This window comes from Haloterrigena sp. KLK7 (assembly GCF_037914945.1).
Classification (GTDB): domain Archaea; phylum Halobacteriota; class Halobacteria; order Halobacteriales; family Natrialbaceae; genus Haloterrigena; species Haloterrigena salinisoli.
Genome location: NZ_CP149787.1, coordinates 801,182 through 818,072 on the forward strand (window position 1 = coordinate 801,182; position 16,891 = coordinate 818,072).

Annotated in this window: 20 protein-coding genes and 1 pseudogene; 14 read left to right on the top strand and 7 right to left on the bottom strand. The window is 65.5% G+C overall.

From position 1 onward, the window contains the following. Position 1: 1 nt before the first annotated feature. The 3 genes from WD430_RS03900 to WD430_RS03910 form a co-directional block, all read right to left on the bottom strand. Complete coding sequence (locus WD430_RS03900; RefSeq protein WP_339104725.1) at positions 2-1,696, bottom strand: bacterio-opsin activator domain-containing protein; 1,695 nt, start codon at positions 1,694-1,696, stop codon at positions 2-4. Beyond that, positions 1,693-2,157 (bottom strand): response regulator, encoded by a 465-nt coding sequence (locus WD430_RS03905; RefSeq protein WP_339104726.1) that lies wholly within the window; start codon positions 2,155-2,157, stop codon positions 1,693-1,695. The genes WD430_RS03900 and WD430_RS03905 overlap by 4 nt, the downstream gene beginning before the upstream one ends. A gap of 571 nt (positions 2,158-2,728) precedes the next feature. Beyond that, positions 2,729-3,748 (bottom strand): Cdc6/Cdc18 family protein, encoded by a 1,020-nt coding sequence (locus tag WD430_RS03910; RefSeq protein ID WP_339104727.1) that lies wholly within the window; start codon positions 3,746-3,748, stop codon positions 2,729-2,731. 1,069 nt (positions 3,749-4,817) lie between these two features. On the opposite strand from WD430_RS03910, the gene WD430_RS03915 reads away from it, so the two are divergent. After that, positions 4,818-5,303 (top strand): ParA family protein, encoded by a 486-nt coding sequence (locus WD430_RS03915; protein ID WP_339104728.1) that lies wholly within the window; start codon positions 4,818-4,820, stop codon positions 5,301-5,303. Between the two features lie 207 nt (positions 5,304-5,510). Here the strand turns inward: WD430_RS03915 and WD430_RS03920 are convergent, their stop codons facing one another. Beyond that, positions 5,511-5,717 carry a hypothetical protein gene (locus tag WD430_RS03920; RefSeq protein WP_339104729.1) on the bottom strand — a complete coding sequence of 69 codons (207 nt, stop codon included), beginning with the start codon at positions 5,715-5,717 and terminating at the stop codon, positions 5,511-5,513. A 160-nt stretch (positions 5,718-5,877) separates the two neighbouring features. Between WD430_RS03920 and WD430_RS03925 the strand changes: the two are divergent. The 10 genes and pseudogenes from WD430_RS03925 to WD430_RS03970 all read left to right on the top strand — a co-directional run. Continuing rightward, positions 5,878-6,117, top strand: a pseudogene (locus WD430_RS03925) (transposase); the annotation flags it as partial. Between the two features lie 430 nt (positions 6,118-6,547). Then, positions 6,548-7,426 (top strand): GNAT family N-acetyltransferase, encoded by an 879-nt coding sequence (locus WD430_RS03930; RefSeq protein ID WP_339104730.1) that lies wholly within the window; start codon positions 6,548-6,550, stop codon positions 7,424-7,426. A 107-nt stretch (positions 7,427-7,533) separates the two neighbouring features. After that, positions 7,534-7,914 carry a hypothetical protein gene (locus tag WD430_RS03935; protein ID WP_339104731.1) on the top strand — a complete coding sequence of 127 codons (381 nt, stop codon included), beginning with the start codon at positions 7,534-7,536 and terminating at the stop codon, positions 7,912-7,914. Between the two features lie 147 nt (positions 7,915-8,061). Further along, entirely contained in the window at positions 8,062-8,448 is a 387-nt protein-coding gene (locus WD430_RS03940) for a hypothetical protein (protein WP_339104732.1), read from the top strand. A 152-nt stretch (positions 8,449-8,600) separates the two neighbouring features. Beyond that, on the top strand, positions 8,601-9,119 hold the full coding sequence (locus WD430_RS03945) for a hypothetical protein (protein WP_339104733.1): 519 nt from the start codon (positions 8,601-8,603) through the stop codon (positions 9,117-9,119). Between the two features lie 63 nt (positions 9,120-9,182). Continuing rightward, complete coding sequence (locus tag WD430_RS03950) at positions 9,183-9,533, top strand: hypothetical protein (protein WP_339104734.1); 351 nt, start codon at positions 9,183-9,185, stop codon at positions 9,531-9,533. Between the two features lie 95 nt (positions 9,534-9,628). Further along, positions 9,629-9,919, top strand: coding sequence for a ubiquitin-like small modifier protein 1 (locus tag WD430_RS03955; protein WP_339104735.1), 291 nt, complete (start codon positions 9,629-9,631; stop codon positions 9,917-9,919). Positions 9,920-10,132: 213 nt separating this feature from the next. Continuing rightward, a complete protein-coding gene (locus WD430_RS03960) occupies positions 10,133-11,509 on the top strand; it encodes a carboxylate--amine ligase (RefSeq protein WP_339104736.1) in 1,377 nt (458 codons plus the stop codon). 99 nt (positions 11,510-11,608) lie between these two features. Then, complete coding sequence (locus WD430_RS03965; protein WP_339105788.1) at positions 11,609-12,379, top strand: AzlC family ABC transporter permease; 771 nt, start codon at positions 11,609-11,611, stop codon at positions 12,377-12,379. Further along, a complete protein-coding gene (locus tag WD430_RS03970; RefSeq protein ID WP_339104737.1) occupies positions 12,372-12,686 on the top strand; it encodes an AzlD domain-containing protein in 315 nt (104 codons plus the stop codon). The genes WD430_RS03965 and WD430_RS03970 overlap by 8 nt, the downstream gene beginning before the upstream one ends. A gap of 81 nt (positions 12,687-12,767) precedes the next feature. Here WD430_RS03970 and WD430_RS03975 read toward each other — a convergent pair whose 3' ends face one another. Together WD430_RS03975 and WD430_RS03980 are read right to left on the bottom strand one after the other, a co-directional pair. After that, positions 12,768-14,417 carry an ABC transporter permease gene (locus tag WD430_RS03975; RefSeq protein ID WP_339104738.1) on the bottom strand — a complete coding sequence of 550 codons (1,650 nt, stop codon included), beginning with the start codon at positions 14,415-14,417 and terminating at the stop codon, positions 12,768-12,770. After that, on the bottom strand, positions 14,418-15,299 hold the full coding sequence (locus WD430_RS03980) for an ABC transporter ATP-binding protein (protein WP_339104739.1): 882 nt from the start codon (positions 15,297-15,299) through the stop codon (positions 14,418-14,420). It abuts the gene before it with no gap. A gap of 142 nt (positions 15,300-15,441) precedes the next feature. On the opposite strand from WD430_RS03980, the gene WD430_RS03985 reads away from it, so the two are divergent. From WD430_RS03985 to WD430_RS03995, 3 genes are all read left to right on the top strand, one after another. Beyond that, positions 15,442-15,702, top strand: coding sequence for a hypothetical protein (locus WD430_RS03985; protein ID WP_339104740.1), 261 nt, complete (start codon positions 15,442-15,444; stop codon positions 15,700-15,702). Further along, positions 15,702-16,145, top strand: coding sequence for a hypothetical protein (locus WD430_RS03990; RefSeq protein ID WP_339104741.1), 444 nt, complete (start codon positions 15,702-15,704; stop codon positions 16,143-16,145). The genes WD430_RS03985 and WD430_RS03990 overlap by 1 nt, the downstream gene beginning before the upstream one ends. Positions 16,146-16,209: 64 nt before the next feature. Then, positions 16,210-16,662, top strand: a complete 453-nt coding sequence (locus tag WD430_RS03995) for a pyridoxamine 5'-phosphate oxidase family protein (protein ID WP_339104742.1) — start codon at positions 16,210-16,212, stop codon at positions 16,660-16,662. 39 nt (positions 16,663-16,701) lie between these two features. On the opposite strand, the gene WD430_RS04000 is transcribed toward WD430_RS03995, so the two are convergent. Next, positions 16,702-16,851 carry an FmdB family zinc ribbon protein gene (locus WD430_RS04000; RefSeq protein ID WP_339104743.1) on the bottom strand — a complete coding sequence of 50 codons (150 nt, stop codon included), beginning with the start codon at positions 16,849-16,851 and terminating at the stop codon, positions 16,702-16,704. Positions 16,852-16,891: the final 40 nt, after the last annotated feature.

Below are 16,891 nucleotides of genomic sequence, written 5' to 3' on the forward strand. Positions count from 1 at the left end.
ACTACTGTTCGCCGAGCACCGAATCGAAGAACTTCCGCTCGGCCGTCCGGAGGTGCTGGTTGAAGGTCGCCGGCGCGATACCGAGTCGCTCGGAGATCTCCTCGCCGGTGCTCTCGCGGGGCCAGTCGAAGTAGCCCGCGAAGTAGGCCGTCTCGAGGGCCGCCCGCTGTTTCTCGGTGAGGTCGTCCTCGAGGACCGACGACGAGCCCGAATCGCTGCGGTCGCCGCGCTCGCGGGTCCGCTGGGCGAGGTAGGTGACGTCGTCGCGCTGTTCCCTGATGAGTTCGATCATCTGGCGGGTGTCCCGACCGCGCGGGAGTTCGACGACGAAGCGGAACTCGCCGTCGTCGACTGTCGCGGACTGGACGCGACCGCCGTGGGTCGCGATCGTCTCGAACAGCGAGACGGCCGCCGGCGCCACGAGTTCGAACTCGAAGGCGTCGCGCCTGACCGCGAGGAAGCGGACGTCACCGAACCCGTCGGTCTCGTCGACCGCTTCGCGGAACTCCTCCTGATCGACGTCGTGGGCCGAACCGTACGCGAGCAACGTCTCGTCCCCGTGGATCAGCTGCTCGAACTCGATCGTACACTCCTCCGCCGTCGACAGCTGAATCAGCGGCTGGGCCAGTTCCTCGACGCGGAACTCGAGTTCGATGACGGCGTCGCTGACCAGCGCGTCCTTGCGCTCGATCGCCGTGATCGCGTGGGCGATGACGTCGCCGATCCGGGAAAGGATGGTCGTCTCCGGCCCCTCGAACGCCCGCGGTGACTCGGAGTAGACGTTCAACACGCCGTAGACCAGGTCCTCGTGGACGATCGGGATCGCCGCCGAGGAACGGTAGCCGCGCTCGACCGCCTCCTCGCGCCACGGCTCGAACTCGGGATCCGATTGGATGTCGCTCATCACCTGCACCGAGCCGGTTCGAATTGCCGTTCCGGCCGGCCCCTGACCGGTTACGTCATCCTCGGCGACGCTGACGTCGATGGCGTCGAGATAGCCGTCCTCGATTCCCGCTGCCGCCTTCGGAACCACGCGGTCGCTGCCGGGGTTGACGCCGCCGATCCACGCGAACCGGTAGGCGTCGGACTCGGCAAGGCGGTCGCAGACCCGTTGCTCGAGGTCCGCTCGCGTTTCGGTCGTGATCACCGCGTGGGTGATGTCGTGGCCGATCCGGTTGAGCCGGTTGAGCGCCTCGAGTTGCTCGCGCTGGCGCCGGCGTTCGCGTTCCTGCCGGGCGCGTTCGATGGCGTGATGGATCGTCCGCACGAGCAGTTCGCTGGTCACCTCGTCCTTGACGAGGAAGTCCTGTGCGCCCCGCTGGATCGCCTGCACGCCGACCTGCTGGTCGCGGACGCCCGTCAGCACGACGATCGGCGTCGACTCGCCCTCGGCGTGGACCGTCTCGAGGGTCTCGAGTCCCTCGCTGTCGGGCAAGTTCAGGTCCAGTAGGACGACGTCGACCGGCGTCGCCTCGAGCGTCTCGAGACCGTCCTCGAGCCGGTTCTCGCGGGTGATCTCCGGCGTTCGGCCGGCCGACTCGTCGGAGCTGACCCGCTGGGCGAGCTCCTCGGTTCCCCGGAGCATCTCCTGGATCAGCCGCGCGTCGCCGGGGTTGTCCTCGATCAGCAGGATTTCCAGCGTGTCGACCTCGGCGGTCGCCTCGTCGGTGTCGGCCCGCGTGTTCGTCTCGCTCATTGGCCCTCACCCTCGGGCGGGAGCCGAACGACGGAGAACCAGAACTTCTCGAAGGCCCGAACCGTCTCGATGAAGTCGTCCGGATCGACCGGCTTCGTGAGGTAGGCGTTGGCGTGGAGTTCGTAGGACCTGACGACGTCCTCCTCGGCCCGGGAACTCGTCAGGACGATCACCGGAATCGATCGCAGTTCCTGATCCCCCTTGAGCTCCTCGAGGACGTCCTCGCCGTCCTTCCGGGGCAGGTTGAGGTCCAACAGGATGAGATCCGGCCGCGGCGCGTCCTCGTACTCGCCGCGCTGGTAGAGGAACTCCAGCGCCTCGTTGCCGTCCGAGACGACGTGGAGGTCGTTCTCGATGCGGCCCTGTTTGAACGCTTCTTCGGTCAGTCGGACGTCCCCGGGATTGTCCTCGACTAACAGGATCTGTGCTGGCTCCGGCTTGAACTGTCTCGAATCACTCATTTTCGATCGTGGTTCCAGTCGCGGTCTCGGCGCCGTGGCGCTCGACGATACAGTGACGGAGCGTACCCGATCCCGGTGCCCTCGTACTCCTGACCGCCGTGGAGTCGATCGAACACCTGGAGACGCGATCTGCGCCCATCGGATCGATCCCGATCCCCCGATCGCGAACTGAAATCGTCCACTCTTGTCCCCACTTATCCGCGAGCACAGATATACGTGGGGTCTGCCGACCGGCGCACGCGATCGCGTCGTTCGGCAGCCCCCGCTCGCCGAGGTCCGTGACGGCCTCTCGACGGCGAACGCGAGACCGAAACCGGCGAGTCGGGGAATCAGAGGGTGCCATGTACGATTGCTATCCAAAAATCGACTGACGAGTATAAAGGTAGTGCTCGAACGCGTCGCCCGCGATCAGTCTCATCATCGCCCGACAGTCGCTGGGACGGACATTAGGTTCGCCGTCGACCGCCCTCCAGTCGACGATTGCCGGCGGAGCGACTCTCGCCGGCTGTTCCCCACGCTTCGCGGGCCCAATCCGATCCGGCTTCGACCCCGATCGACCCCGATCGACTCGCTATTCCCGGCCGATCGCGTCGTCGACGAGCCGGTAGGTCCGCCCGCGGCGCTCGCCGACGGCCTCGATCAGGTCGTAGTGGACCATTTTCGTCAGATAGTTGCGCAGCGTCCGCTCGGTCTTGGGGTCGTCGACCCGACGCTCGTACTCGTCGTAGAGGTCGCCCGGATCGATCTCGCCGGCCTCGGCGATGACGTCGTACAGCACCCGCTGGTGTTCGATCAGTCCCTCGACGGTCTCGCGCCGGATCGCCGTCCGCGCGTCCGGGATCGCCGCCTCGAGGACGTCGTCGGTCACCGACTCGAGTCCCTGCCGGCTCGCTCGGCGGGCGGCCGACCGGAGGACGCCGATCCCCACGCGGGCGTCGCCCGACGCGGCGTCGGCGATCGTCCGCAACTGGCCGTCGCTCACGGCGCCGGGCTCGAGGGCCTTGTCCGCCCGTTCGGCCAGGATCGCGGCCAGTTCGTCGGTCCCGTAGCGGTCGAACCGGACGCGGGTCCCCGCACGCAGCCGCGACCGGACCCGATCGTCGAAGCTCGCGAACAGTTCCTCCTCGCGGTTGGCGATCAGCACCAGCGAGACGTGACCCAGTCGGTGGAGGTCGTAGAGCGCGGCCGTCTCCTCGAGCTGGTCGACCTCGTCTAAAATAACCACCACGGGTCGGGCGTCCGTCTCGCGCAACCGATCGAACAGTTCGTCCTTCGGCGTCGACCGGTGGATGTCGACGGTTCGGCCGACCGCCTCGAGGACGCCGTAGAGCACTCGAAACCGGGTGTACTCCTGCCAGCAGTTAACGTAGGCGACGTCGATCGACGGCTCCTGTTCGCGCAACTGGCCGAGGGCGTACCTGGCGATGCAGGTCTTCCCGACGCCGGTCGGGCCGAACAGGAACGCGGGGTCGGCCCGCCGATCGGACAGCAGCGGCTCCAGCGATTCCGAGAGGAGGTTCACCTCGTCGTGTCGGTGAACCACCTCGCTGGGCACGAAGTCCTCGCGCAGGACGCGACCGTCGACGATCACACCGATTCGGTTACACGTCGGTCGTTGTAAACGATGCCGTCCCGATTCCGAAATTTCCGAAACGATTGGGGATTCTATATCGCTATATGTGGTTTATGGAGGGTGTTTCGGCTCATTACAGGACGGGAGCCGCAGACTCGAGCAGCGTTAATTGGGGAAGTCTATCGGACGGTACGGTCGCTCGCGGATGCGAACGCGGCCGTTCGACGGATGCGAGCCCAGCCGACCGACGGACGTGAACCCGTCCGTCCGATACAGTGATCATCGTCCGGCCGATCCGAGCGAGAAGCGGTCGGTCCAACGCGCTCGAAGTCGGCCGTCGACCGAACCAGCGAACTTCGCCGATCCAGCCGTTACTCGGGACGGATACCGGTTCGACGACCGACTCGGTCGCGCGGTGATCGATACGGGAACGGTCGCCGATCCGCGGTCGCCGAACCGAGATCGTCCGGCACCGAACCATGCAGAACCATCGCATCGCGGCCGACGGCGCTCGGTTCGGGAACGCCGGCGAGCGCCGGTCGATTCGACCCTCGAACCCCGTAGCTCGAGGCGGTAGAATGGTCCTCGAGATCAGAATACCTGATATCGCGTCTCGCGCACTCGTCGGACCGAAGCGATGGGGCTGCCGGGCAGCCAATCCCGTCGGAACGCCCATAGTGTAACACAAACTAAACGTGCTTCTCCAGTCGATCGGTCGATCGTTGACCTATAGGATCTGGTCGACAGCGTGGCTCGGACGATCGGTCGCGTTCGCTTGCACAGTCGACGACGCTGTCTGTCCGTCGGCGAGCGGTATGGACCCGGTTCCCGCGTTCGATACCGCATTCTGAATCGATTCGAACCGGGTACACCGCTAAAATCACCCCCGTGTGGTCGGGAGACGAGAACCGCGAGCTGCCGTGGCGAGGGAATCGACTCGAGAACCCGTTCTCAGTCCGTTTTTTCCGAGTCTACGACGAGTCGCTGCGAGTGAATCCACAGCCCTACCAGCACTCGATAAATTACATAGCGCGATATAGAATAGCTCTTCCGACGGTATGCGAATTCGAAGAACGGAGGACCGACAATGAGCGACGATATTCTCTCGGCGGCGTTCTCCGTCCCGAAAGGCGGCATCGCAAAGACAACCAGCGCTGGGCATATGGCCGTCTCGGGACTCCACGATCACAATCTCAATACGATCTTGATTGATCTTGCTGGCACGCAGAACGCTCTCGCCACTCAGTTCGGACTCAAAGACGAGGTTGCGGATCCAGATATCCCGATATCGATCGTCTTCAGTGACAAGTGGGATTCGCTTCGGGACAACGCCGACGAGGTCGTCGACCGGATGGTCTATGAGACCGCTGAAGGCGTCGACCTCATTCCCGCGGACGACAGCCTTTCCGCGGAGGACAACGATCTCGTGAACGTCCCCCTCGAGGATCGGTATGATCGACTCGCATCGTTCATCGACGTGGAGATCACACCGCGATACGACCTCGTGCTATTCGACCTTCCGGGGAAGGGGACAATATCACGATTAGCGGCCTCCACGCCGCGGAAAACGTGATCGCACCGCTGAAACCCGGCGCGTTCGAACGGTCACAATTGGAGAACCTCGAAGGAGAACTCGAGACGATCGCCGCCGACGACGACCACGATGCCGAACCGGAACTTCAGCTCGTGTTCGCGCGATGGTTGATCAGACGACGAACCTCTCGAGTGAGTTCGTTGACCGACTCGAAGAAGACTATCCGGGAATATTTCGAGCACTGTACTATGGAGTCATGTCCTTAAATATAATATAAGCGCCAGCCATCAAAATGAAATATGAAAGTATTCCTCCGAGAAGGAATAATAAAAAATCTGTTGAAATATTAATACTGATTATGCCAAGGGTATTGAATGTATATGTGAAAAATGGAATGCCAAAAAATAACGCACTGAACATCGCACCTAGCTTTTTAAAATCCTCTTTCTCCATATATCCTGTATGGATTGAATAATATTAAAAGTTTTGACCAAATTTAGCTAATGATTGTAATCGTCGGGATGAAATTTACCTTGCTTTAGTGGAATTAGCAGTCTATCCATGCCTAAAGCCTGCGACGCCGCGATCTCTTCGAGCGGGCGCTCGGGTAGGTCGTCTGCAGCTCGAGAACGAGTACAAGAGCATCAAGAACGACTTCTTGGCAGAGACCTCCTCGAAAGATTACCAAGTGCGGTTGTTCTACTTCGTGTTCGCGGTGCTGCTGCACAATATCTGGCGGCTCACCGATTTTCTGTTGAAGGCTGGTGTCGGTGGTGAGATCGATTATGCGCCGGTTCTGACGGCTGGTGAATGTGTCGAGTTGGTTTGCTCACCACTACTCCCACCCGACTAGCGCTCTACACCAGCTCGGACTGCCTGTTGTGAGTGGCGACACTCTGCGAGTGGTCGAATTTTTGGCTGTTTTCGCGTATTCGATGGCGTCTCACCGAGAACGGTGGTTGATGCGACACCGATGTGGCCGTCCGAACCACGAAAAGCCCTAGAAAAGCACAAAAATAACCCATCCCCCGAAACTCTGACGGTAACAATCAGCGACTCGTGGCCGAACTACTACCGGCGGTTTCAGCAGCCTCGATCGGTCACTCGAGACGAAACCCGGTTGGCACCGCCGCGAACGGGGACCAACGCCCCTTCGTGGACGGATCCAACGAACAATTAGCGGTCCGCGGCCGCGAGGAACGACGGATTTCGATCGGCGTCATGGCCGATTGCGGAGCGATACGCCGTCCATAATAATACCGGCCGTCGGTGGTCATGGGGGTATGAGCGCCCAGCCGCGGATGTCGCCCGAGGATCTCGACGACGAACTGGAACGGACGGTCTACGAGTACGTCGAACGAAACGGGGCCGTCGAGCCGGCCGAACTGGCGCGCGCGATCCGCATCGAATCGGGAACGACCCACTCGAAACCGGCCCGATCCGGCACCTACACCGAATCGGTCTGCCCGCCCGCCGAGGACCTCGAGTCCTGCATCGAGAGACTCACGGACCGGGGGTACCTGACCGAAACCGACGGGAAGGTCCGCCTCGCGCTCGGCGCGACGCCGACGGAACTGGACCTCGAGGACGCCACCGTCACGGTTCGACCGGCGCGGGAGGAAGACCGCGAGGGGATCGTCGAGACGATGCGCGAGGTCGCCGACGAGGGTCCCTACATCGTCGCCGAGAACGTCGCGACGCGACTCGAGCGCGACTCGGCGCTCGTACGGGCCAACGAGGAGCGCTCGCGGGTCTGTTTCGTCGCGAGTCTCGAGTCGGAATCCGATACCATCGACGACGAATCGGCCGCGGACGCGACCGACGAACCGGGCACTGAGGACGCCGACTCCGACGTCGTCGGCTGGCTCCACGTCGACGCCCACGAACTGCCGTCGCTGGCCCACACGGCCGAGCTTACCCTCGGCGTCGCACCCGAGTACCGCCGCGAGGGAATCGGCTCGAGCCTCCTCGAGTACGGCCTCGAGTGGGCCGGCGACGCCGGCTACCGGAAGTGCTACCAGAACCTGCCGGCGACCAACGAGACCGCCATCGAGTTCCTCGAGGAGAACGGCTGGCAGCGCGAGGGCGTCCACGAGCAGCAGTACCGCATCGACGACGCGTACGTCGACGAAGTGATGCTGGCCAGACACCAGTCGGCGTAGCGGAATCGAACAGCGAGTACTCGCCGGTTTGATGTCGTCACTCACGAGCGGTAGTCGCGACCATACTCACGATCACATTTATAACCAGACACGACGTATAGGGAACTATGGCAACGGAATCAGTCCTCCAGACGGGATTCTACGTCGTGACAGGACTGGCCGGGATCACCGTATTCTGCGACGGGTTACTCTTCCGGCGAACCGAGCGAGGTGGATCGCATCCCGCGCTCGTTCCGATGTTCCTCGGCGGAATCGCACTCGCGGCGATCGGTATCAGCGGCGTCGTCGGACTCGCGCCGAATTGGATCGGGACAGTGGCCGAGTTCCTGCCTCGGCTGGACCGAGTCGATCAGTTTCATCGACTCGCGACGAGCAGTATGCTCACGCTGTTGCTGTTCGTCGTCCTACCGAGACGGATCCTCGGAATCGATAACAGCCTCACGATGCGAGCGCTCTCCGACGCCGTCGCCGCGGACGGCAGCGACTGACCGCGCGGACCGACCGCACGGCAGGCGTATTCCACGGCTCTCGCCGATAGCTCGAGTCGTATCGAGCGTACGCGACACGACGGCTCTGTGGAACGGGACTCGTAGGGCAGCCGTAGTTTCTTCCCGACCGCGGCCCATACTCGCGGTATGGACGAGATCACACTCGGTGTGCCGAAACCGGTTCTGGAGCGACTGCCCGAGGACGACGAGACCGCCGCGGCGGACATGCAGGAGGCCGTCGCCGGCTGGGAACAGCGACTCAACCGCGCGATCGAGGACGCCGACGACGACCGCGAGGCGGCGGGTCGCGTCCTCGAGGCGATCGAACGGTTCGAGGACCGCCGCGAGACCTACGACGACCTCGTGCCGGAGCTGCGGGCGTGGGGGCAGTCGCCGATCTACGCGATCGCGTGGCGGACGCTGTACGCCGACGTCATCGCCCAGCTCTACGACCACGACGACCTCGCCGACCACCTCGAGCGCGAGCGGAACGCCCGGCTGGTCGAGGACGGCATTCGATTGCAGGATCTGTAGGCGGGCCGTACCGATAGCCGCTGCCTCGAGGCGCCCCTCCGGAGGGCTATATATCCCTCCGGGAGCGTAATTCACGGCAGTCGACGGATGCCGTGCGCCGGATCGCCGGGAGCCACAACGATTTTGCGCTCGCCCGTGACCTGAGACCTACCGTGGCCTCGACCGACGACCGCGACGCCGCCGACGCGATCGATCTGACGACGCGCGTGCGCCGTCGCGTTCTCCCGACGCTTCACCGCATCAAGGAACCGTTCGGTGGGTTCGCGCAGTGTCTCCAGCACCCCGACGAGTACGTGGGGACGGTCCCGCACGGCCTCGAGGCGTTCCGCGCGGACCTCGAGGCGATGGCGTTCGAACCGGAACCGATCGCCTCCCTGAAGATCCATCGAGACGGGCGACCGTCGGCCGGCAGCTGGGTCCGACGGCGGTCGCCGCTCTCGTCCTGGCAACTGCACGTCGCGGTGTTTCAGGACGGCAACGGGGCGGTCGACGTGTTCGCCCACCGCGAGTACTCGTGGCTGCGCCACCCGTACAGACACTACACGTGCGAAGGATGGGACACCGAGGGCGGCGTCGAACGGATGCGATCGCTGCTCGCTGACCACGACGTGACGTACCGGATCGACCGCCCGCGGTCCGGAGACGACGATTTACCCCAGTTCGACCACTAACGAGCTCGACGGCGTGTGAATACAGACCAAGGCTTCAAACCCGCGCGGTCGATAGGGATAGGTATGGAGTTTGCAGTTTCGCGGGCCGGAACGACCCGTATCACCCTCCACGGGGGAAGCGACACGACCGCCTGCGACGACGCGACCGAGCAACTCGCCGAGAACCTCGAGCGCCTCGCGGCCGAGGGAACCATCGCCGACTGGGAGATCGACGACGCCGACGTGTACGAGCACCCGACCGCGCCCTTCGACCCGTACACGATCACCCTCGAGTTCTCCGTGACCGTCGTCGTCGACGCCGCGGACGCCGACGCGGCGGCGGAGATCGGTGCCAGCGCGATCGCCGACGCGCTCGAAACTGCCGACGTCGACGCCGTCAGCTACACGTCCGCGGCGGCGGCCTCGGTCGCCTGACGACCAACAGAGCGGGCCGACGATCGACGGTCGACCGTCGACCGTCGCCGCGGTCGGCCACCCGAACTTATGCGATTCCGCGACCATCACTCGGTATGGAACTCGAATTGCGGTTTTTCGCGACCTTTCGGGAGGCCGTCGGCGAGAAGGAACGGACGGAATCGTTCGACGACGACGCCGCGGTCGGCGACGTGCTGGCCGCTCTCGAGGCCGAGTACGAGGGCCTCGAGGGCCAGTTGCTCGAGACGGACGGGTCGGACCGCGCGATCAGGGCGCAGTTGAGCGTGCTGAAGAACGGCCGCGACGTGACCCACATGGCGGGTCCGGAGACAGACCTCGAGGACGGCGATCGGCTGTCAGTGTTTCCGCCGGTCGCGGGCGGGTAGCGGTATCGCGCGTCCGTCGGAACCGTTGGATCCTGACGACGCTGGTCGTCAGTCACCGTCGAATCGGTTTTCGAGGGTCGACCGAATCGTACCGAGACCGCCCACGCTGGTTACCTGTTAGATTGGTTGGGAAACTTAATTCCGGCACTTGCAGTCTCACGCGACTCTTCTTTCGTCGGTGGTAGCGGAGACGTCACTCGAGTCTCCAGATACATGTCTGATCCACTCACTCGCGACTCGATCGTCGTCCCGGCCGTCTCCGTCCCGAGTTCCGACTGCTGTCTCCGCTCGCTGTCGCCGACCGGCGTTCACACGATCGTCGTCTCCGAGGAGCCGACGGCGAAATCGTTCTGCTCGAGACACTGCGACGAAGCCGTGCTGGTTCCCGACCCGACGACGGACCTCGAGGGGTACGCCACGGCCCTGTTCGCGCTCGCTCGGCGCGAGGACGTTCGGACCGTCGTTCCCACCCGCGAGCCGGACGCGTTCGTCCTCTCGAAGTACCGGGACGCCTTCGCCGAGCACGTCGCGACGCCGTGGCCGACCCTCGAGACGCTCCGCCGCGTTCACGATCGGGTCCGGCTGGCCGAGGCGGCCGAGGCCGCCGGCGTCCCGGTTCCCGAGACGCGGCCGCTCGAGGCGGTCGACACGATCTCTCGACCGTCGGTCGTCAAGTCCCGGTACAACATCCTCGTCGACGAGTACGTCGAATCGGTTCCGCCGGGGCGAGTGCGACGGAGCAAGACCGTCGAACACCTGCAGCCGGGCGCGGCGGTGGAGCCGGCGTCGCTGCGCGAGACGTTCGGCCACGATCCGATCGTCCAGGAGTTCGTCCCGATCGACGAGGAGTACATGGTCGGGGCCCTCTACGAGCGCGGCGAGCCCGTGGCGACGGTCCAGCACAGACAGTTCCGCGGGACGTCCTACACCGGCGGCGGCGGCGTCTACCGCGAATCGATCCGCGACGACGACCTCGAGGACGTCGCGCTGTCGTTGCTCGACGAACTCGAGTGGCACGGCCTCGCCTGCATCGAGTACATGCGCCACCCCGGGACGGGCGAGTTCTACCTCACGGAGATCAATCCCCGCCTGTGGACCTCGCTCGCCGCGAACGCGCGGATGGGCGCCGACTTCCCGCGGTACTACTGGCGGCTGGCGACCGACCGCGCCGACGAGATCGACGCCGGCTACGACGTCGGCGTCGGCTGTCACTACCTCAAGGGCGAACTGGCCCACGTCTTGAGCCACCTCCACGACGACTCCGACCTGGTCGATCGCCCGTCGATCGCGGACACGCTTCGGGCGATCGGCCGCTCCTGTTACGACCAGCCCAACTTCGATCTCCTGAGTCGCGACGACCCCTGGCCCTTCGTACAGGACGTCCTCACCGAACTCGACCGGGGCGTCCTCGAGGGAGTTGGACCGGCCGACCTCGGCTATCGCGCCAGCGGCGCCGAGCGACCGGTCGACTGGCGCGAAGCGGCGCCCGCCGACGCGGTGACGGACGCGAACGCCGACGTACACGCGTCCTCGGGGCGAGACCGACGGCCGCCGCTGCGCGAGTCAGCCGAGGACCGGGGCTCCCCGTGAGCTGATCGGCTCCGAGTCGAACGAGAACGAGACACAACCCGACGCCGGTTCCGAGAACGTTTAGGCGGCGATCCGCCGAGAGTGAAACAGAACGACGCGATGGCGACGGACACCGAATCGGACGCGGCCGCTCGAAGCACCGCGAGCGACGCGACTGGCGACGACGGACCGGATTCGGACCCGGAGCGCGTCACGTTCGGCTGGGACGGGCTTCGCGCCGGCTTTCTGGCCTGTCTGCCCGTCGCCGTCGGCGTCGGCGGCTACGGGGTCGCGTTCGGCGTCCTCGCGAATCAGGCGGGGCTGAGTCTCGCGGAGGCGGCGCTGATGAGCATGACCGTCTTCGCGGGCGCCTCCCAGATCATCGCCGTCGAACTCTGGGCGGATCCGATCCCGATCGCGGCGATCGTCGCCACGACGTTCGCGGTCAACGTGCGCTACTCGCTGATGGGGGCGGCGCTGCAGCCGTGGTTTCGCCACCTCTCGCCGAGCCAGATCTACTCGAGTCTCGTGTTGATGGCCGACGAGAACTGGGCGCTGTCGATGCAGGAGCTCGCGTCGGGGAGTCGCCGCGGCGCCTTCCTGCTGGGCAGCGGCGTCGCGCTCTGGCTGTGCTGGGTCGGATCGACGATCCTTGGCGTCCTCGCCGGGGAGTCCGTCGGCGATCCGGCGCAGTACGGCGTCGACTTCATCCTCGCCGCCGTCTTCGTCGCGCTCGCCGTCGAGCTCTGGGACGGGCGGTCGACGCTGGCGCCGTGGCTCGTCGCGCTGGCCACGAGCGTCCTCGCGGCGAACGCCCTCCCGGGCCAGTGGTACATCCCCCTGGGCGGGTTCGCCGCGGCCGTCGTCGAGGTGGTGAGACACGATGGCTGACGTCCTCTCGCTGGAGCCGCTGGTCGTCGGCGTCATCCTCGCGATGACCGTCGTCACGGTCATCGCGAAGGTCGGCGGCATCTGGCTCGTCCGCCACGTCGAGGTGAGCGACCGGCTGCAGGCGGGGCTCGACGTCCTGCCGGGCGCGATCGTGATCGCCGTCCTCGGACCGGAGCTGGCGGCCGGCGGGCCGGCCGAGTGGGGCGCGGCCGCGCTCGTGCTGGTGGTGATGTGGCGGACCGAGAGCATCGTCCTCGCGCTGGTGACCGGCGTCGTCGCCGTGGTCTCGCTCCGGACGCTGCTCTGATCGACGAGAACGGCGAACGAACAGCTCCTCTGAGACATCACGGCTGCGAGTACTCGAGGCGAAAGTGGACGCAGACGGCAGCTACGTCCGGAGATACCGATGTCCCAGCGCGGTGCCGAGCGCGACCAACCCGACGGCACCGAACAGCAGCGGCGTCGCGGTACCGACGGTTTCGGTCGTCGCCCCGGCGAAGTCGATTGGAGCGACGCCGTTCAGCGGGCCGGCGTACCAGAGCGCGAGATAACCGAGTTCGAACACCCGTCGCGTCCGGCTCCAGAGGCCGAACGCCTGGGCGACCGAGGGGACGAACAGCACCGCACCGACGATCACGAGCAGTCCCTCGAGACCCGCCTCGAGGACGGTCGGCCAGATGGCGACGCCCAGAAACGCCGCCGTCACGGCCGCGCCGGCGGCCCACTCCGCGAGGAGTTGTCGATACGGCTGTTTCGAGGAAACGATGAAGGGCGTCATCCGGTGGGCGACCGACCGGTAGCCCATCCCCGACCAGACGAACAGCGGCCAGATCGCCGCGGCCGAGACGATCGCCTCGGGCGGCGCGGCACTGGTGAGTCCGATGATAGCGATGACCGCTGCTCCGATATACCACCAGCGGGCGTGGCCGCGAGTCAGGAGCTTGAGTTCCTGAACGAACAGCCGTCCGAATCCGCCGGCCGAGCGGTCGGTAACCGGCGTCAACGAGACGTCCGCGGGATCGGTCGCGTCGGACCCGTCCGCGTCCTCGCGGGAGAGGACGGACGGAACGAACCGACCGAGCCGGTCGCCGAAAGTACGACCCGGCGATTCGTCGCGCGGTGCGTATCGGTCATACGGCAGGGTCGCCGCGAGCGCCAGTCCGGCGCCCGCCAGCGCGAGCCCGAGGCGATTCGCGTAGAACCACGCGGGCCAGGAGCCGCCGTTCCACTCGTACGTGACGACTTCGCCGTCGATCGTGCCGGTCCCGTAGTTCGCGACCGGTGGACCGTCGTAGTCGGGAGCGACCGCGAGCAACGCGTCGAACGTCATCTCGCCGGCCGCGACGAGCCCGATCGAGTCGACGGCCCGAATCCAGACCGGAATCGATGACGTTGCACCATCGTCCCCCGCGAACGCTGCCGCTACCAGCGACAACAGCGCGACCGCGCCGAAGAAGTACGTCACGTTCCCGGCCGTGCCGCGCAGCCGGTCGGTCGACTGAAAGACGAGCGTCACGCCGGCGACGAAACAACCGATCGGAAACCCGACCAGAAAGACCGCACCGACGATCCAGACCGGGTCGGTCGAGCCGACGCCGTGAACGGCGTGATTGACGAGCGCAGCCGCGGCCAGCGTCGCGAGGACCGCCGCGACGACGCCGACGTGACTGAGCCACTTGCCCAAGAGATAGGTGCGGTCGCTCACGGGCGTGCTCGCGAGGAGTTCGTCGAACCCCGTCGATCGATCGCGCTCGAGCGAACTCGCGAGAACGTAGTAGCCGAAAAACAGCAGGAACGTCGCCCCGGTGAGCCCGGTCGTCAGCCCGACGTACGGTGCGGTCGGCTCGCCTCGGTAGTCGACGGTGGCTCCGTCGACGGTATCCTGGTACAACAGCTCGAACGTCCCGACGTTCAGCTGGTGGCCGACGTACGCGACGATCGCCAGGACGAGCAGAAACCGCCGGGATCGGGTCCGCTGAAGGAAATCGGCTCGAGCGATACGGATCGCGGTCGGAACCGTCTCGAGGACCGGGGCCATCTACGTCACCTCTATCGCTCGCGGTCCAACGTGGTTGAGATAGGCGTCCTCGAGCGTCGGGGTCACCGGTTCGGCGTCGGGAGTCGGGCGCTCGTCAGCGACGAGTCGCACACGGACGCCGTCGGCCTGCTGGACGGTACTCGAAACCCGGTACCGATCGCGCAGTCGTTCGAGGTCGTCGCGGGGAGCCAGCAGTTCGTAGACCTTGCCGTCGGTGGCGTCGATGAGCGATTCGGGATCGGTGTGGGCCAACAGCTCGCCGTCGTCGAGCAGCGCGACTCGCTTGGCCGTCGCCTCGACGTCGGGAACGATGTGCGTCGAGAGGAGAACGACGCGGTCGCTGGCCACCGAGGACAGCAGGTTCCGAACCTGCACCCGCTTTTCGGGATCGAGTCCGACGGTCGGTTCGTCGACGACCAGCAGGTCGGGGTCGTTGAGCAGCGCCTGTGCGATGCCGACGCTCTGGCGCATCCCGCCGGAAAAGGTGCGGAGCTTCCGATCCCGCGCGTGCTCGACGCCCGTCAGCGCGAGCAGTTCGTCGATTCGAGCGTTGGCCGTCTCCCGATCCAGCCCGCGCAGCGCGGCCACGTACTCGAGAAACTCCGCGGCGGTCAGATCAGGATAGACGCCGAAGTCCTGCGGGAGATAGCCGAGCACCTCCCTGACGACGTCCGGCGACTCGGCGACGTCGGTTCCGTTCCAAGTGACGGTTCCCGTGGTCGGCTCCGCGACCGTCGTAATAATGCGCATCAGCGTCGACTTGCCGGCCCCATTCGGTCCGAGCAGTCCGTGGATGCCCGTATCTAACTCGAGATCCACGTCCCGGACGCCCCACAAGCCGTCTCCGTAGCGCTTTCCGACGGAGTCGAGATGGAGACTCATTGACAGAAATATTGTATCCGAATGACAAAACGGTGGCGCTATTTTGACACTCCGGTCGCTGGCCGAGATCGACGAGGACGACGCGGTCCACGGGCTCGGAGTCAACACGCGAGTTTATCCGATCGGCCGCCGTATTGCGAGTATGGCAACGCGCGTCGAACGCTCCTTTCGCGGCATCTCGGAACGGCTGGCGATCCGCTACCTGACGAACCTCGGCGGCGAGCAGGTCGACGACGATACCGTCGCGGGCGAGGACTGGACGGCCACCCTCTCGTCGGAGCAGGTCGGCATCGGCCCGTCGCTGAAGCTGACCGAAGTGACGGTCGTCTTCGAGGGCGACGAGGACCGCCTCGAGCCGCTCGTCGACGACTTCGCGCAGAAGGCGATGCGCGCGGGTGGCTGATGGCGGGGGAGCCGATCGAGGGCCAGATCCTCGTGCTCACGGCGGCGAAGGCCAGCGTCGCGCCGACGCGACTGCCGGAGCTCGTCGACCGGGCACAGGGCCGCCTGGCGGCCGAGCGCGAGCGCTACCGGCGGGAGTACGAGCGGGTCCACGCGGACGACCGGCGCGAGGCGTTTCTGGTCGAGTGGGGCCACTGGGAACGGGTGGGCGACGAGCTCGGCCTGACCGATCGCGAGCGATCGGCCGTCCGTCGCGCACACGAGGAGCAACTGCTGCGGATCGGGCGCCGAACCGACCGCGAGGACGCGTTCGAGACGGCCCTCGAGATCCGGGAGCCGGTCTGTATCGGAACGAACGATGCGAACGGCGCGAACGAGGACGAACCGGCGGACGCGGACGGGAGCGAACCGAGCGGTGGGGCCGCCGACGAAACGAGTCAGTGAACCGCGGTCGACGGCGATGGCAACTATAAAGAGCGTGTTCGCCCTTGCTCAATGCACTGAGACGATGGCTATCGATCAGGAGACCGACATGGCCGACGCGGAGATCGACGACTTCCTCGGTCAGCACGAGACGGGGGTGTTATCGCTCGCGCGCACGGACGACCCCTACGCGATTCCGATCTCGTACGGGTACGACGACGCCGAGCGAGTGTTCTATATGCGGCTGGTATCGACGCCGGAGAGCGAGAAGCGGGAGTTCCTCGAGTCCTCGCCGGCGGCGCGGCTCGTCGTCTACGACGAGCAGGATTCGACCTATCGGAGCGTCATCGCGACGGGGAATTTAGAGGACATTCCGCCCGCGGAGTTGACGCCGGACCAGATCGCCCAGTACGGGGAGGCGAAGCGACCGCTGTTCGAGATCTGGGCGCAGGGCAAGGAAGATCTGGATATCGAACTCTACCGGCTCGATCCGGACTCGCTCGACGGACGGCGAACCGAAGTCGATCGCGAGGGGTGACGTCGGTCGGGCGGTGCCATCGGCGTGTGAGATCGAGCGTCAGTTCGTCTGTTGCTCGGCGGCGAAGTCCGCGGTCGTGACGTCGGCACCGCAGACCGGACACCCGTGTTCGAGCGTGGCCTCGCGCATCTCCTCGTTGACCTCGATCGCTTGGCCGCATTCGGGACAGTTGAATTCGTATCTGCTCATGAGGGTGGCGTAATCCGTGTGTCTCGTGGGTCGTCTACGT

Bases quoted from the DNA above. Each gene is read 5' to 3' on its own strand.
- WD430_RS03900 (WP_339104725.1), bottom strand. From the start codon at position 1,696: ATGAGCGAGACGAACACGCGGGCCGACACCGACGAGGCGACCGCCGAG.
- WD430_RS03905 (WP_339104726.1), bottom strand. From the start codon at position 2,157: ATGAGTGATTCGAGACAGTTCAAGCCGGAGCCAGCACAGATCCTGTTA.
- WD430_RS03915 (WP_339104728.1), top strand. From the start codon at position 4,818: ATGAGCGACGATATTCTCTCGGCGGCGTTCTCCGTCCCGAAAGGCGGC.
- WD430_RS03920 (WP_339104729.1), bottom strand. From the start codon at position 5,717: ATGGAGAAAGAGGATTTTAAAAAGCTAGGTGCGATGTTCAGTGCGTTA.
- WD430_RS03930 (WP_339104730.1), top strand. From the start codon at position 6,548: ATGAGCGCCCAGCCGCGGATGTCGCCCGAGGATCTCGACGACGAACTG.
- WD430_RS03935 (WP_339104731.1), top strand. From the start codon at position 7,534: ATGGCAACGGAATCAGTCCTCCAGACGGGATTCTACGTCGTGACAGGA.
- WD430_RS03940 (WP_339104732.1), top strand. From the start codon at position 8,062: ATGGACGAGATCACACTCGGTGTGCCGAAACCGGTTCTGGAGCGACTG.
- WD430_RS03950 (WP_339104734.1), top strand. From the start codon at position 9,183: ATGGAGTTTGCAGTTTCGCGGGCCGGAACGACCCGTATCACCCTCCAC.
- WD430_RS03955 (WP_339104735.1), top strand. From the start codon at position 9,629: ATGGAACTCGAATTGCGGTTTTTCGCGACCTTTCGGGAGGCCGTCGGC.
- WD430_RS03960 (WP_339104736.1), top strand. From the start codon at position 10,133: ATGTCTGATCCACTCACTCGCGACTCGATCGTCGTCCCGGCCGTCTCC.
- WD430_RS03965 (WP_339105788.1), top strand. From the start codon at position 11,609: ATGGCGACGGACACCGAATCGGACGCGGCCGCTCGAAGCACCGCGAGC.
- WD430_RS03970 (WP_339104737.1), top strand. From the start codon at position 12,372: ATGGCTGACGTCCTCTCGCTGGAGCCGCTGGTCGTCGGCGTCATCCTC.
- WD430_RS03975 (WP_339104738.1), bottom strand. From the start codon at position 14,417: ATGGCCCCGGTCCTCGAGACGGTTCCGACCGCGATCCGTATCGCTCGA.
- WD430_RS03980 (WP_339104739.1), bottom strand. From the start codon at position 15,299: ATGAGTCTCCATCTCGACTCCGTCGGAAAGCGCTACGGAGACGGCTTG.
- WD430_RS03985 (WP_339104740.1), top strand. From the start codon at position 15,442: ATGGCAACGCGCGTCGAACGCTCCTTTCGCGGCATCTCGGAACGGCTG.
- WD430_RS03990 (WP_339104741.1), top strand. From the start codon at position 15,702: ATGGCGGGGGAGCCGATCGAGGGCCAGATCCTCGTGCTCACGGCGGCG.
- WD430_RS03995 (WP_339104742.1), top strand. From the start codon at position 16,210: ATGGCTATCGATCAGGAGACCGACATGGCCGACGCGGAGATCGACGAC.
- WD430_RS04000 (WP_339104743.1), bottom strand. From the start codon at position 16,851: ATGAGCAGATACGAATTCAACTGTCCCGAATGCGGCCAAGCGATCGAG.